Origin of the sequence: Methylorubrum thiocyanatum (genome assembly GCA_014138645.1) — a bacterium.
Classification (GTDB): domain Bacteria; phylum Pseudomonadota; class Alphaproteobacteria; order Rhizobiales; family Beijerinckiaceae; genus Methylobacterium; species Methylobacterium thiocyanatum.
The window spans coordinates 233,628-248,663 of sequence record JACJIB010000008.1; the positions used below are offsets into that span (position 1 = coordinate 233,628).

General features: G+C 69.4%; 9 protein-coding genes and 1 tRNA gene. 9 read left to right on the plus strand and 1 reads right to left on the minus strand.

Annotated features, from left to right (window positions below; translation table 11 throughout):
• Nucleotides 1–244 precede the first annotated feature (244 nt).
• The 8 genes from HNR51_RS21885 (at nt 245) to HNR51_RS21920 (ending at nt 13,523) form a co-directional block, all read left to right on the plus strand.
• The gene (locus tag HNR51_RS21885; RefSeq protein WP_182556345.1) at nt 245–1,462 is read left to right on the plus strand and encodes an acetate/propionate family kinase; all 1,218 of its coding nucleotides are present in this window, start codon (nt 245–247) and stop codon (nt 1,460–1,462) included.
• Nucleotides 1,459–2,478 (plus strand): HlyD family secretion protein, encoded by a 1,020-nt coding sequence (locus tag HNR51_RS21890; RefSeq protein ID WP_012452469.1) that lies wholly within the window; start codon nt 1,459–1,461, stop codon nt 2,476–2,478. Before HNR51_RS21885 ends, HNR51_RS21890 begins: the two co-directional genes overlap by 4 nt.
• Before the next feature lie 7 nt (nt 2,479–2,485).
• Entirely contained in the window at nt 2,486–5,224 is a 2,739-nt protein-coding gene (rbbA, locus tag HNR51_RS21895) for a ribosome-associated ATPase/putative transporter RbbA (RefSeq protein WP_182556346.1), read from the plus strand.
• 1 nt (nt 5,225) lies between these two features.
• Nucleotides 5,226–6,422, plus strand: a complete 1,197-nt coding sequence (locus tag HNR51_RS21900; protein WP_182556347.1) for an ABC transporter permease — start codon at nt 5,226–5,228, stop codon at nt 6,420–6,422.
• A 77-nt stretch (nt 6,423–6,499) separates the two neighbouring features.
• Nucleotides 6,500–8,935, plus strand: coding sequence for a phosphoketolase family protein (locus HNR51_RS21905; RefSeq protein ID WP_182556348.1), 2,436 nt, complete (start codon nt 6,500–6,502; stop codon nt 8,933–8,935).
• A gap of 145 nt (nt 8,936–9,080) precedes the next feature.
• Nucleotides 9,081–11,336, plus strand: coding sequence for an ATP-binding protein (locus tag HNR51_RS21910; RefSeq protein WP_182556349.1), 2,256 nt, complete (start codon nt 9,081–9,083; stop codon nt 11,334–11,336).
• Between the two features lies 1 nt (nt 11,337).
• The gene (locus tag HNR51_RS21915; RefSeq protein ID WP_012452474.1) at nt 11,338–11,799 is read left to right on the plus strand and encodes a response regulator; all 462 of its coding nucleotides are present in this window, start codon (nt 11,338–11,340) and stop codon (nt 11,797–11,799) included.
• Nucleotides 11,796–13,523 (plus strand): response regulator, encoded by a 1,728-nt coding sequence (locus HNR51_RS21920; protein ID WP_182556350.1) that lies wholly within the window; start codon nt 11,796–11,798, stop codon nt 13,521–13,523. Before HNR51_RS21915 ends, HNR51_RS21920 begins: the two co-directional genes overlap by 4 nt.
• 86 nt (nt 13,524–13,609) lie before the next feature.
• Here the strand turns inward: HNR51_RS21920 and HNR51_RS21925 are convergent.
• A tRNA-Gly gene (locus HNR51_RS21925) sits at nt 13,610–13,683 on the minus strand.
• 211 nt (nt 13,684–13,894) lie between these two features.
• On the opposite strand from HNR51_RS21925, the gene HNR51_RS21930 reads away from it, so the two are divergent.
• Nucleotides 13,895–15,007, plus strand: coding sequence for an ABC transporter ATP-binding protein (locus tag HNR51_RS21930; protein WP_301549791.1), 1,113 nt, complete (start codon nt 13,895–13,897; stop codon nt 15,005–15,007).
• Nucleotides 15,008–15,036 lie beyond the last annotated feature (29 nt).

Here is a 15,036-nt window from a genome sequence, read left to right on the forward strand (position 1 = left end):
CGACCCAACACAGTGATGTTCCGAAGATACCCTTCCGCGCGATCATCATTTGATTGTTTTTAGAAACAATCGAATTCTTGAAGCAGCATCGAACGACATCGTCATATCTGATCGGACGCGCGGCTGACGCTGGGAGCAGATTCGATGGGGGTGTGCCTTTCGCCGTTCGGGCCAGCCGATGACGGTCGGCCCCTGAGGAACGACCTCGGGCCGCCTCACGTCGCTCCTCCGGCGCGGGGCTGAGATGAGCGACAGCATTCTGGTCGTGAATGCGGGCAGCTCGTCGATCAAGTTCAAGCTGTTCCGCATCGCCGACCGCGATCTCACCCCCGCCCTGAGCGGCGGAATGAGCGGCATCGGCAGCACTCCGGCGTTAAAGGTGCGCGACGGACGCGGCTCCGTCCTGGCGGACCGCCGCTTCGAGGCCGGCGAGGTGCCCGACGCCTCCGCTGCCCAGCATCATCTCGCCGACTGGCTTCTCCACCATCTCGGCGACGCGGCGATCGTCGCGGTCGGGCACCGGGTGGTTCACGGAGGGCCGACGTTCACGGAGCCGGTGCGGGTCGACGATGCGGTGCTGCGCACGCTGGAGACCTTCATCCCGCTCGCACCGCTGCATCAGCTCGGCAATCTCGATCCGATCCGGGTGCTGCGAGAGCGCCGGCCCGACCTGCCGCAGGTCGCCTGCTTCGACACGGCCTTCCATCGCGGCCATCCCGAATTGTCCGACCGCTTCGCCCTGCCCCGCTTCCTCTACGACGAGGGCGTGCGGCGCTACGGCTTCCACGGCCTGTCCTACGAGTACGTCGCCGGGCGCTTGCGGGAGATCGACCCCGACGTGGCGAACGGGCGCGTGGTGATTGCCCATCTCGGTTCCGGCGCCTCGCTCTGCGCCCTGGCCGACGGACGGAGCCAGGACACCACCATGAGCTTCACCGCCCTCGACGGCCTGCCGATGGGCACCCGGTCCGGCGCGCTCGATCCCGGCGCCGTGCTCCACCTCATCGAGCACAAGGGCATGAGCCCGGCCGAGGTCGGCCACATGCTCTACTTCGAAAGCGGGCTGCTCGGCCTGTCCGGGATCAGCAACGACGTGCGCACGCTGCTGGCGAGCGACCGGCCCGAGGCCGCCATGGCCATCGATTTCTTCTGCCGGCGGGTGGCGCAGGCGACCGCTGCCCTCGCCGTGACCCTCGGGGGCCTCGATGCCTTCGTCTTCACCGCCGGCATCGGCGAGAACGCGCCGGAGATCCGGCGGCGCGTCATCGCCGCCCTCGGCCTCACCGGTTTGATCCTGAGCAATGACGCGAACGGCTCTGCCGTCGCACCACTCGACGGGCCGGTGAGAATCGATGCGCCGGAGAGCCGGGCGCCGATCTGGGTCGTCCCGACCGACGAGGAGCTGATGATCGCAAGACACACGATGCGACTGCTGGGTCGATCCGCTTCGGGGACGGAATGAGCCGAGGGAAACGCTTCGATGCGATCCTGCTCGCCGCCGGCTTGGCTGTCGGTGTCGTCTCCGCTCCGTCGGAAGCGCTGGCGCAGTCGCGCCTGAGGGACCTCATCAACCGGCTGCGCGGCCAGACGATGCCGGAAGGCATCGCCAAGTCGAACGGCCGGATCGAGGCGACCCAGGTCGATGTCGCCGCGAAATATGCCGGCCGGATCGCGCAGCTCCTCGTGAAGGAGGGCGACGAGGTGAGCGCCGGGCAGGTCGTCGCCACGATCTCCTCGCCCGAGACCGAGGCGCAGCTCCGCGGCGCACAGGCCCAGGTGCTGCGGGCCAAGAAGAGCCTCGCCGAGGCCGTCGCCCTGATCGCCCAACGCAACAGCGACCTCACCTTCGCCGACGCCGACTACAACCGCGGCAAGGAGCTGGTCGGCAAGGGCTATATGACCAAGCAGATCTTCGACCAGCGCAAGGCCAAGGCCGAGGCCGCCAAGGCGGCGCTCGACGCCGCCAAGGCGCAGGAGGATCAGGCCAAATTCGCCGTGCAGAGCGCCGAGGCCGACGTGCAGCGGCTGCAGGCCGTGCTGGTCGATCTCGTGCTGCGGGCGCCCCGCGACGGGCGGGTGCAGTACCGGCTGGCGCGGGAGGGCGAGGTCGTGGGCGCCGGCACCCGCATCCTGACGCTGCTCGACCTCGCGGACGTCTACATGACGATCTACCTGCCGGCGGCGCAGGCCGGCCCGCTCGCACTCAACGACGAAGCGCGCATCATCCTCGATCCGATTCCGCAATACGTCGTGCCGGCAACCATCAGCTTCGTGGCCGCCGACGCGCAGTTCACGCCCAAAAGCGTCGAGACCGAGGAGGAGCGCGAGAAGCTCACCTTCCGCATCAAGCTCCAGATCGATCCGCAGGTGCTGAAGACCTACCGCAAGCGGGTGAAGACCGGCGTGCGCGGCATCGGGTTCGTGCGGATCAAGGCCAACGTCGCCTGGCCGCCCGACCTTGCCGTGAAGCTGCCGTGAGGCCGGCATGAACGACGCGGCCGAGATCGCCCGGCTCGACCATGTCTCCCACCGCTACGGCCGGACGGTCGCGCTCGACGACGTGTCGCTCGGCCTGCCGGCCGGGCGCATGGTGGGGGTGATCGGGCCGGACGGCGTCGGCAAATCGACCCTGCTCGCCCTCGTCGCGGGGGTGCGCCGGATCCAGACCGGCGAGGTTCTGGCGCTCGGCGGCGACATGGCGCAGCGGCGCCACCGTGCGGCGCAGGGCGCGCGCATCGCCTACATGCCCCAGGGACTCGGCCGAAACCTCTACCCGACGCTCAGCGTCTTCGAGAATATCGACTTCCACGGCCGCCTCTTCGGCCAGGGACGGCGCGAGCGGCGCGCCCGCATCACCGACCTTCTCACCGCAACGGGACTCGAACCCTTCGAGGCGCGGCCCGCCGGGAAGCTCTCCGGCGGCATGAAGCAGAAGCTCAGCCTCTGCTGCGCCCTCATCCACGATCCCGACCTGCTGATCCTCGACGAGCCGACCACCGGCGTGGACCCGCTGTCGCGGGGCCAATTCTGGGACCTGATCGGCTCGATCCGGGCACGCCGGCCCGGCATGAGCGTCGTCGTCGCCACCGCCTACATGGACGAGGCCTCGCGCTTTGAGTGGCTGGTGGCGATGGACGACGGCCGGGTCATCGCGAGCGGCAGCCCCGCGGAGCTGCTGGAGCGGACGGCCAAGCCCGACATGGAGGCGGCCTTCATCGCATTGCTGCCGCCCGAGAAGCAGGCGCAGCACCAGGCGGTGGTGCTGCGGCCCCGCCCGCCGGGGCTCGACGCGGAGCCGGCGATCGAGGCCGAGCACCTGACGCGGCGCTTCGGCCGTTTCACCGCCGTCGACGATGTGAGCTTCCGCATCGGCCGCGGCGAGATCTTCGGCTTCCTCGGCTCGAACGGCTGCGGCAAGTCCACGACGATGAAGATGCTCACGGGCCTCCTGCCGGCCACGGAGGGCACCGCGCGGCTGTTCGGCTGGCCCGTCGGCAGCAACGACATGGAGACCCGGCGCAACGTCGGCTACATGTCCCAGGCCTTCTCGCTCTACAGCGAGCTGACGGTGCTGCAGAACCTCGAACTGCACGCCCAACTCTACCATCTGCCGCCGCACGACCGGCCGGTGCGGATCCGGGAACTGCTCGACCGCTACGAGCTGGAACCGGTCAAGGACGCGCGGCCCGACAGCCTGCCGCTGGGCATCAAGCAGCGGCTGCAGCTCGCGGTGGCCGTGCTGCACCGGCCGGCCATGCTGATCCTCGACGAGCCGACCTCGGGCGTCGATCCCATCGCCCGCGACGCCTTCTGGCGCACCCTGATCGACCTCTCGCGCGACGAGGGCGTCACCATCTTCCTATCCACCCACTTCATGAATGAGGCGGAGCGCTGCGACCGCATCTCGCTCATGCATGCCGGCAAGGTGCTCGCCGTCGGTGCGCCGGCCGACCTCGTGCAGGAGCGCGGCAGCGCCTCGCTGGAGGATTGCTTCATCGGCTATCTCGCCGAGGCCGCCGGCATCGACCGGGAGGCGCCGGCCGGGCCGGAGGCGGATCTTCCCGCCGCCGCCCCTCGGCCCGGGCCGCACCGCCACCTGTTCGATCCGCGCCGGCTCTGGGCCTATGCGAGGCGCGAGACGATGGAGTTGCTGCGCGACCCCATCCGCATCGCCTTCGCCTTCCTCGGCCCGATGCTGCTGATGGTCGCCTTCGGCTACGGCATCTCGTTCGACGTCGAGCACCTGCGCTTCTCCGCCTTCGACCAGGACAACAGCCCGGAGAGCCGGCAGCTCGTCGAGGCCTTCACCAGTTCGCGCTACTTCAGCGAACAGGCACCGATCCGCTCCGCGGCCGAACTCGACGAGCGCTTCCGCAGCGGCCGCGTGCAGATCGCCCTGGAGATCCCGCCCCGGTTCGGTCTCGACCTGCAGGCCGGCCGAGTGCCGGAAGTCGCCGTCTGGCTCGACGGGGCGATGCCGTTCCGGGCCGAGACCAGCCGGGGCTACGTCACCTCTCTGGCGAGCCAGTACGCTCAGCAGCTGGTGACCGAGCGCACGGGCGCTGCGGCGTCGGGCAAGACCGTGAGCGTGGAGACGCGCTTCCGCTACAACCAGGCCTTCCGCAGCGTCAACGCCATGGTCCCGAGCGTGATGATGCTGCTGCTCATCCTGATCCCGGCCATCATGTCGGCCATCGCGGTGGTGCGCGAGAAGGAGACGGGATCGATCGCCAATTTCCGCTCGACGCCGGTCACCAAGTTCGAGTTCCTGGTCGGCAAGCAGCTCCCCTACATCCTCATCGCGATGATCAGCTTCCTGCTGCTGGTCCTCGTCGCGCTGATCGTGTTCGACGTTCCGGTGAAGGGCTCGTTCATCGCCCTGGCGCTCGGCACGCTGTTCTACGTCGCGGCCACCACCGGGTTCGGCCAATTCATCTCGACTTTCATGAAGACGCAGGTCGCGGCGGTCTTCGCCACCGCGCTCCTGTCGATCATCCCGGCGGTCAACTTCTCGGGGCTCCTGGTGCCGATCTCCTCGCTCTCGGGCAGCGCGCGGATCATCGGGCTCTCGCTGCCGCCGGCTTGGTACCAGCCGGTTACGGCGGGCGCCTTCACCAAGGGCCTGCCCTTCATCGAACTCGCGCCCAACATCGCGGTGCTGGCGGGCTTCGCCTTCCTGTTCCTCGTGCTGTCGCAACTGCTCCTGCGCAAGCAGGAGGCCTGACATGGCCGCGCCCGCCCATCCCGCCCGAGGCGCCGCCCGCTCCCAAGGCCCCGCTCCCGCGCCGCTCGGCTTCGGCACGCACGTGGCCAACGTGCTCCGCCTCATCGTCAAGGAACTGCGCAGCATCCGCGCCGATCCGGTGATGCTGTTCCTCGTCCTCTACGCCTTCTCCTTCGCCGTCGTCTCCGTCGCCTCCGGCGCCTCGACCGAGGCGCGCAACATGACCATCGGCGTGGTCGACGAGGATCACTCCGACCTGTCGCGGCAGATCGTGAGCGCCTTCAACCCGCCGCTGTTCAAGGAGGTCGTGCCGATCGGCCCCGACGAGGTCGATCCCGCCATGGATACCGGCCGGCTGGTCTTCGTGATCGATCTGCCCCCACGCCTGCAGCGGGACGTCCTGTCCGGCCACCCGACATCGATCGAACTCGATGTCGATGCCACGGCCATGACCCAGGCCGGCAACGGCTCGGTCTACATCCAGACCATCATCACCCAGGAGATCGCCGCCTTCGCCGCCCGCAGCGAACGCAACGATACGGCGCCGGTGCGGGTGGTGACGCGGGCCAAGTTCAACCCGAACCTCCAGACGAGCTGGTTCACCTCGGTAATGCAGGTGATCAACAACATCACGCTGCTGACGGTGATCCTCACCGGGGCGGCGCTGATCCGCGAGCGCGAGCAGGGCACCGTGGAGCACCTCTTGGTGATGCCGCTGGTGCCGATCGAGATCATGCTCGCCAAGGTCATCGCCAACGGGATGGTGATCCTCGTGGCGGCGGGGTTCTCGCTGCTCATCGTGGTCGAGTGGTGGCTCGGCGTGCCGATCGCCGGCTCCATCGCCCTGTTCCTGTTCGGGGCGGGCCTCTACGCCCTCGCCGTCGCGGCGCTTGGGATCCTGCTCGGCACCATCGCCACCTCCATGGGACAGTTCGGGCTGCTGGTGATCCCGGTGCTGCTGCTGATGCAGCTTCTCTCCGGCAGCAGCACGCCGATGGAGAGCATGCCGGTCTGGCTGCAATACGTCGTGCAGACCGTGAGCCCGACGCCGCACTTCGTCGCCCTCGCCCAGGCCGTCCTCTACCGCGGCGCGGCCCTTTCCATCGTCTGGCCGCAGCTCCTCGCCCTCATCGCCCTGGGCAGCATCTACTTCGCCTTCGCCCTCGCCCGCTTCCGCCGCGTGATCTTCGGAGACTGAGCGCCGACACGCCCCTCGCGTTCCGGCGGCCGCCCGAGAGGCCGCCCGGTCCTGCCCCGCCAGCCAGGAGAGACTCCGTGACCGAGCCAACCAATCCGCAAGGACGGACCGCGCCATCGTCGGCGAGCCTCGGCGACGAGGAACTCGCTTTGATCGACCGCTACTGGCAGGCGGCCAACTATCTCTCGGTCGGCCAGATCTACCTGCTCGACAACCCGCTTCTGCGCGAGCCGCTGCAGCCGCAGCACATCAAGGCGCGGCTCCTCGGCCATTGGGGCACGACACCGGGTCTGAACTTCATCTACGTCCACCTGAACCGGCTGATCAAAGCGCGCGACCTCGACGCGATCTACATCTGCGGACCGGGCCATGGCGGCCCCGGCATCGTCGCCAACACCTATCTCGAAGGCACCTACAGCGAGGTCTATCCGGACATCGCCCAGGATACGGAGGGCATGCGCCGGCTGTTTCGGCAGTTCTCGTTCCCCGGCGGCATCCCGAGCCACGTCGCGCCCGAGACCCCCGGCTCGATCCACGAGGGCGGCGAACTCGGCTACGCCATCGTCCACGCCTACGGCGCGGTCTTCGACAATCCCGACTTGATCGCGGCCTGCGTGATCGGCGACGGCGAGGCCGAGACCGGGCCGCTCGCCGCCTCGTGGCAGTCGAACAAGTTCCTCAGCCCGGTCACCGACGGCGCGGTGCTGCCAATCCTCCACCTCAACGGCTACAAGATCGCCAACCCGACCGTGCTCGGCCGGATGCGGGACGACGAACTCGAAGCCCTGTTCACGGGGCTCGGCTACGAGCCCTTCTTCGTCGAGGGCGAGGCGCCCGCGCCGATGCATCGGGCGATGGCCGAGACGCTCGACCGCGCGGTGGCGCGGATCGAGGATATCCAGGCCGAGGCGCGGGGCGGCGGCATGGGCTTCCGGCGCCCGCGCTGGCCGATGATCGTGCTGCGCAGCCCCAAGGGCTGGACCGGGCCGAAGACCGTCGACGGAAAGCGGGTGGAGGGCTTCTGGCGCGCGCATCAGGTGCCGGTCGGCAACGCCCGGACCGACGAGGGGCACCGCAAGGTCCTCGAAGACTGGATGCGGAGCTATCGCCCCGACACCCTGTTCGACGAGACCGGCCGCCTGCGCCCCGAACTCGCCGCTCTGGCGCCGGAGGGCCGTCGACGGATGAGCGCCAACCCCCACGCCAATGGCGGTCTGCTACGCCGGGAGCTGCGGTGTCCCCGGTGGCAGGATTTCGGCCTCCCGGTGTCCAGGCCCGGCGCCGAGGTCGGCGAGGCGACCCGCACCCTCGGGCGGTACCTGCGCGACGTGATCAGGCTGAACGCGGAAGCGCGCAACTTCCGCATCATGGGGCCGGACGAGACCGCCTCGAACCGCCTCGACGCGGTCTTCGAGGCGACCGACCGCGTCTGGATCGAGACCATCGAGCCCTACGACGTCGGCCTCGCCCACGAGGGGCGGGTGATGGAGGTGTTGAGCGAACATCTCTGCCAGGGCTGGCTCGAAGGCTACTTGCTCACCGGCCGCCACGGCCTGTTCTCCTGCTACGAGGCCTTCATTCACATCGTCGATTCGATGTTCAACCAGCATGCCAAGTGGCTGAAGGTGTCCCGCGAACTCGGCTGGCGCCGGCCGATTTCGTCCCTCAACTACCTCCTGACCTCCCATGTCTGGCGCCAGGACCACAACGGCTTCAGCCACCAGGATCCCGGCTTCATCGACCTCGTCGCCAACAAGAAGTCCGACATCGTCCGGGTCTACCTGCCGCCGGACGCCAACACCCTGCTCTGGGTCGCCGACCATTGCCTGAAGACCTACGATCGCATCAACGTGATCGTGGCCGGCAAGCAGCCGCAGCCGCAATGGCTCAGCGCCGAGGAAGCGGGACTTCACTGCGAGGCCGGGATCGGCATCTGGCACTGGGCCGGGACGGACGAGACCGGGCTCGAACCCGACGTCGTGATGGCCTGTGCCGGGGACGTGCCGACGCTCGAAACCCTGGCGGCGGTCGATCTGCTGAAACGGGCGGTGCCGGGGCTTCGCATCCGCGTCGTCAACGTGGTCGACCTGATGACCCTGCAATCGAACCGGGATCATCCGCATGGGCTGAGCGATGCCGAGTTCGACAGCCTGTTCACCCGGGATAAGCCCGTGATCTTCGCCTATCACGGCTACCCCTATCTCATTCATCGGCTGACCTATTCCCGGGTCAACCACGCCAACCTGCATGTGCGCGGCTTCATCGAGGAGGGCACCACGACGACGCCCTTCGACATGGTGGTGCTGAACGAACTCGACCGCTTCCACCTCGCCATCGAGGCGATCGACCGGGTGCCGGGGCTGGTGACGCGGGCGGCGCAGGCCAAGCAGGGCTTCCGGGACCGGCTGACCACGCACAAGCTCTACATCCGCGAGCACGGCGAGGACATGCCCGAGATCCAGGGATGGAAATGGCCCTACGAGACCCGCCGGGAGAGCGGCGATCGGGCCTGAGGGGTGTATGGGAACGACGCCGTCGGGCGGCATCGATCGGGGTGATCGATGTCGGCGGCGGCCCTCTGCCGCCCTATCAGCGGCGGGGCCGGGCTGCTAGGAAGCCCGTCGAACTCGGCAGGCTGCCGCTCGAGGGGAGTCCAACTTGAACCGAGCGAGCGAGGCCGCCCCGCGCATCGACCTCACGGCCTGCGACCGCGAACCGATCCACATCGTGGGCAGCGTCCAGCCGCACGGCTTCCTCCTCGCCCTGGACGCTCGGACCCTCGTGGTCGCCCAGGCCAGCGCCAACGCTCCGGTCGCCGCGTCGATCGGGACGGCGTTGGAAGCGGTCTTCCCCGAACTCGCTGCGCTGGCGCGCCGCTCCCTCGACGGTGGCGGCGAGGCCGACGGCGCCCAGTATCTGCGGACCGTTACGCTGGGCTCCGGCGCCACGCGACAGGCCTACGAGGTCGCCGCGCACCGGGTCGACGACCTCTTGGTGCTGGAACTGGAGGAGACCGACGACGCCTCCGGCGAAGCCGGCCTCGATGCCCTGAACCCGCGCCTGCGCGCCTTCGTGCAGCGGCTCCACACCGCGCCGAACGTCGAGGATCTCTGCCAGCTTCTCGCGGCGGACATCCGTCACATCACCGGCTTCGACCGGGCGCTGGTCTACCGGTTCGACCGCGACTGGCACGGCACGGTGCTCGCCGAGTCCGGCAACGGCGTGCTGCCCTCCTACCTCGACCTGCGCTTCCCCGCCTCGGACATCCCCGCCCAGGCGCGCGAACTCTACCGGCGCAATCGCCTGCGCATCATCCCGGATGCCGGCTACGCGCCGGTGCCGATCCGGCCGGCCATGACGCCCGCGGGCACGCCGCTCGACCTCAGCCAGTCGGTGCTGCGCTCGGTCTCCCCGGTCCATGTCGAGTACATGCGCAACATGGGCACGATGGCGTCCATGTCGGTCTCCATCCTCGTCGACGGCGTCCTCTGGGGCCTCGTTTCCTGCCACAACGGCACGCCGAAGCGCGTGCCGCTGCAGGCGCGCAACGCGTGCGACTTCCTCACCCAGGTCTTCGCCCTGCAGCTCTCCGCCAAGGTCCGCGGCGAGCAGGCCGAGCAGCGCCTCGCCCTCGGCGCGATCCAGGCCCGTCTCCTCGGCTTCATGGCCGAGGAGGACAGCTTCGTCGACGGCCTGCTCAACCACCCGGACGACGTGCTCGCGCTGGTGAATGCCGCGGGGGCCGCCGTGGTCACGGCCGATCGTTGCCGCATCCTGGGCGCGGCGCCGCCGGAGGGCGAGGTGCGCGCCCTGTACGAGTGGCTCTCGGCGCGCGGCGAGGCCGAGGACGTCTTCGTGACCGAGGCGCTGGCGGAAGACTTCCCCCGCGCGCAAGGCATCGCCGACCGGGCGAGCGGGCTCCTCGCGATCTCGGTCTCGAAGCGCTACCCGAGTTATATCCTCTGGTTCCGGCCCGAGGTGGTGCGGACGGTGAAGTGGGGCGGCAACCCCGTGAAGGCGGTCCAGCCCGACCCGGAGGGCGGCCCCGACCGCCTGCATCCGCGCAAGTCGTTCGAGATCTGGAAAGAGACGCTGAAGGGCCGCTCGCTGCCCTGGTCGCTGCCGGAGGTCGAGGCGGCCAAGGACCTGCGCGCCTCGGTGCTCGGCATCGTCCTGCGCCGGGCCGAGGAACTGGCCGCCATGAGCGAGGAGCTGCAGCGCTCGAACAAGGAGCTCGAAGCCTTCTCCTACTCCGTCAGCCATGACCTGCGCGCGCCCTTCCGGCACATCGTCGGCTACGCGAACCTGCTCAAGAACCGCGAGAGCCCGAACCTCACGGACAAGGGCCGGCACTACGTCGAGACGATCATCGAGGCGGCCCTCTCGGCGGGCACCCTCGTCGACAACCTGCTGACCTTCTCGCAGATGGGACGGCACGCCCTCAACAAGGTTTCCGGCGACCTCAACGCTCTCGTCGAGGAGGTCCGCCGCAAGGCGCTGCGCGACATCGCCCCGGACCGGACGGTGCGGTGGAAGGTGGCGCCCCTGGGGCGCGCCTACGCCGATCCGGCCATGCTGCGGCTCGTCATCGAGAACCTTCTCTCGAACGCGGTGAAGTACAGCCGGGACGCGGAGGAGGCGGTGATCGAGGTCGGCCGGCTGCCGCCGCGCGACGGCGAGGCGGTGTTCTTCGTGCGCGACAACGGCGTGGGCTTCGACATGGCCTATGTCGACAAGTTGTTCGGTGTGTTCCAACGTCTCCACCGGGTCGAGGAGTTCGAGGGCACCGGCATCGGTCTTGCCAACGTGCGGCGCATCGTCGAGCGCCACGGCGGCCGGACCTGGGCGGAGAGCCGGACCGGTGAGGGCGCAACCTTCTACTTCACCCTGCCGGTCCGCGAGGAGGCGCACTGAGATGGCGGCACTGAAGCCGATCCTCCTCGTCGAGGACAACCCGAACGATATCGAGCTCACCCTGGCCGCGCTCGAATCGAGTCAGCTCGCCAACGAGATCGTCATCTGCCGCGACGGGGCCGAGGCGCTCGACTTCATCTTCCGGCGCGGCGTGCACGAGCAGCGTCGGCAGCAGGATCCGGCCGTGGTCCTGCTCGACCTGAAGCTGCCCAAGGTCGATGGCCTCGAAGTGCTGGCCAAGGTGAAGGGCGACCCGCAGACCCGTGGCATCCCCGTGGTGATGCTGACCTCGTCGCGCGAGGAGACCGACGTCGTCCGATCCTACAATCTCGGCGTCAACGCCTTCGTGGTGAAGCCGGTGGCCTTCGATGAATTCTTCGCCGCGATCCGCGAGATCGGCGTGTTCTGGGCGCTCCTGAACGAGCCGCCGCCGCACCGGGGAGGCTGGCCATCGAACGCGTGATCGGACGCACGGCAGGGCCGTTCCGCATCCTTCACCTGGAGGACAGCGACCTCGATGCCGAACTCATCGAGGCCGAACTCGAACGCCTCGGGCACCCCATCCACATCGTGCGGGTCATCACCCGCGACGCCTTCGCTGCCGAGGCGCGGCCGGGTCGGCATGACCTCATCCTCGCCGACTACGTGCTGCCGGCCTTCGACGGCATCAGCGCGTTCCGCATCGCGCAGGCGCAGTGCCCCGACATCCCGTTCGTGTTCTGCTCAGGCACGCTCGGCGAGGACATCGCGGTCGAGGCGCTGAAGGACGGCGCCACGGACTACGTCACCAAGCAGCGGATCGACCGGCTGCCGCGCATCGTGGTGCGCGCGATGGCCGAGGCCCGGACCAGGGCTGAGAAGCGCGCGGCCGAGGCCGCGCTGCAGGCGCTCAACCAATCGCTCGAAGCCCGCGTGGCCGAGCGCACGCGCGAGCTCGCCGAGGCCAATGCCGCGCTCCAGCAGCAGATCGCCGAGCGCGAGCGCGCCGAGGAGGCGCTGCGCCTGGTGCAGCGGCTGGAGGCGATCGGGCAGCTGACCAGCGGGGTCGCGCATGACTTCAACAACCTGTTGACCGTCATCAGCGGCAATATCGAGTTTCTGGAACGCGACGTGACGAGCGAGCGCTCGAAGCGGCGCCTCGACATGATGCGCGGGGCGGCCGCCCGCGGCGCCAGCCTCACGGCGCAGCTCCTGGCCTTCTCCCGCCGCCAGCGGCTGGAGCCGAAGCCGGTGAGCCTGAACCGGACGGTCGCCTCGATGCGCGACCTGCTGCAAAGCTCCATCGGCGGGGCGGTGCAGATCGAGACGGCGCTTCAGGCCGATCTGTGGCCGGCCCTCGTCGATGCGACCCAGATCGAACTCGTCATCCTCAACCTCGCCATCAACGCCCGAGACGCGATGGCGGTCGGGGGCCGGCTGACCATCGAGACCGCCAACGTCGCCGTCGCTGGGGCGCCGACCCGGCCGGAGCAGCCCAGCCCCGGCGAGTACGTGATGATCGCGGTGAGCGACACCGGGACCGGCATGACGCCGGAGGTTCTGGCCCGCGTGTTCGAGCCCTTCTTCACGACCAAGGCGGTGGGCAAGGGCTCGGGCCTCGGGCTCGCCCAGGTGTTCGGATTCGTGAAGCAGTCCGGCGGCGGCATCAGGGTCGATACGGTTCCCGGAGAAGGCACCTCGTTCAAGGTGTACCTGCCCCGCGCCGAGAGCGAAGGCGTGGCGTCGCCCGCCCTGGCCACGGAGACCGATTGCGCCAGCCCGCAATCGCCGGGCACGAAGCCGACGCTCCTCGTGGTCGATGACGACGCCTGGGTTCGCGAAGTGACCGCGACCCGGCTCGGCGAGGCGGGCTACGATCTGCGCGAGGCGGCGTCCGGCCTGCAGGCGCTCGTCGCCCTCGAAGCCGATCCCTGCGTCGATCTCGTCGTCCTCGACTTCGCGATGCCCGGAATGAACGGGGCCGAGGCCGCCACCGAGATCCGCAAGCGCTGGCCGGAGGTGCCGGTCCTGTTCGTCACGGGCTACGCCGACATGGAAGCCTTGACCCAAGCCGGCGCCGTCGGTGCCGACGCCATCGTGCAGAAGCCGTTCCGGGACGGCGAACTCGAACGCAAGGTGGCCGCGATTCTCGCGGCGCGACCGATGCCGCATCTGCGCCTCGTCTCGGACCGCGAGCGAAGCGCCTGAACGGCGTCGTCACCGCAACCGGGACGGGACACGAGCCGGCGTCTGCGCGCCTCGCCGAGCCGATCAGAAGGAGATGGAAGGGCGAGTGGAGCGGGTGAAGGGAATCGAACCCTCGTATTCAGCTTGGAAGGCTGCTGCTCTACCATTGAGCTACACCCGCCGATCGCATCTCACGCCGGTCATCCGGTTTCCCGGAGACCCTCCGCACGGGGCGGTGTGGCGAGCGGCACTGCACCGGGGCGATAGCATGCCCCGGTCGGTTTGAGAAGCACGAAGGGGGACCTCGCCCCGGCGCCGAAGCTGTGCCAGGGATGACGGACCGCCGGGCCCGCCTTCCCGGTTCAGGCCCCTTTTTCCCGGATCCGCTGCCGTTGTTTCTCCGTCGCAGGACAGCACCGCCCCCGCCCGCCGGACAGGACGGCGCCGCGAAGACCGGCCTGTCGCCGGCGCGGCTCGACATCCGCGGTGTCAGCCGGCGCTATGGCCGCACACCGGCGCTCGAGGATGTTTCACTCTCGCTGCCGCCGGGCGAGATCCTGGCCGTTCTCGGCCGTTCCGGCTGCGGGAAGAGCACGCTGCTGCGCCTGATCGCCGGGCTCGACGCGCCCGATGCCGGCGAGATCCGCATCGATGACCGGCGCGTGGCCGGCCGCGGTCGCGATGAGCCGCCGGAGACCCGCGGCGTCGGCCTGATGTTCCAGGACTACGCCCTGTTTCCCCACCTCACCGTGCTCGCCAACGTCCGGTTCGGCCTTCGCCATCTGTCGAGCCGCGCGGCGCGGGCGGTGGCCCTCGAACGCCTTGCCGAGGTCGGCCTCGCGGACCGGGCGGACAGCTATCCGGGGACCCTGTCCGGCGGCGAGGCGCAGCGTGTGGCCCTGGCGCGGGCGCTGGCGCCGCGTCCCCGGGTGCTGCTCCTCGACGAGCCGTTCTCGAATCTCGATGCCGGCACCCGCGAACGGGTCCGGGCCGATACCCTGGCCGTCCTGCGCCAGGGCGGCATCAGCGCCATCCTCGTGACCCACGACGCCGCCGAGGCGGTCGAGTTCGCCGACCGCATCGCCCTGATGCGCGAGGGCCGCCTGGTCCAGTGCGACACCGCCGAGAGGCTGTACCGGGCGCCCGCGAGCCCCTTCGCGGCGCGGGCGCTCGGCGACATCGTTGAAATGGAGGGCCTCGCCTCCGGAGGCCGCCTGACGACGCCGCTCGGGACACTCGCCCTCACCGACCCCACGCCCGATGGATCCGTGCGGGTCTGCCTGCGACCGGAGGCGATCCGCATCGTGCCGCGGGGCGAAGGCGTGCCGGGCCGGATCCTGCGCCGTCGCTTCGTCGGCGCCAGCACCCGCATCGATGTCGAAGTCGCCGGGCTCGATGCGCCCCTGCGCCTCACCGCTGCGCCGGACGGCATCGCGGGCGACGGTGTTGCCCTGGGGCTCGCGGAGGGCGGTGTCTTCGTCTTTCCAGCGGCCAAATCTTCCTGAGCCCACCGCTTTATTTGGAATAACTAAAA

Excerpts from the sequence above, each read along its gene's own strand:
- HNR51_RS21900 (WP_182556347.1), top strand. The coding sequence starts at position 5,226 with ATGGCCGCGCCCGCCCATCCCGCCCGAGGCGCCGCCCGCTCCCAAGGC.
- HNR51_RS21915 (WP_012452474.1), top strand. The coding sequence starts at position 11,338 with ATGGCGGCACTGAAGCCGATCCTCCTCGTCGAGGACAACCCGAACGAT.
- HNR51_RS21885 (WP_182556345.1), top strand. The coding sequence starts at position 245 with ATGAGCGACAGCATTCTGGTCGTGAATGCGGGCAGCTCGTCGATCAAG.
- HNR51_RS21890 (WP_012452469.1), top strand. The coding sequence starts at position 1,459 with ATGAGCCGAGGGAAACGCTTCGATGCGATCCTGCTCGCCGCCGGCTTG.
- rbbA (WP_182556346.1), top strand. The coding sequence starts at position 2,486 with ATGAACGACGCGGCCGAGATCGCCCGGCTCGACCATGTCTCCCACCGC.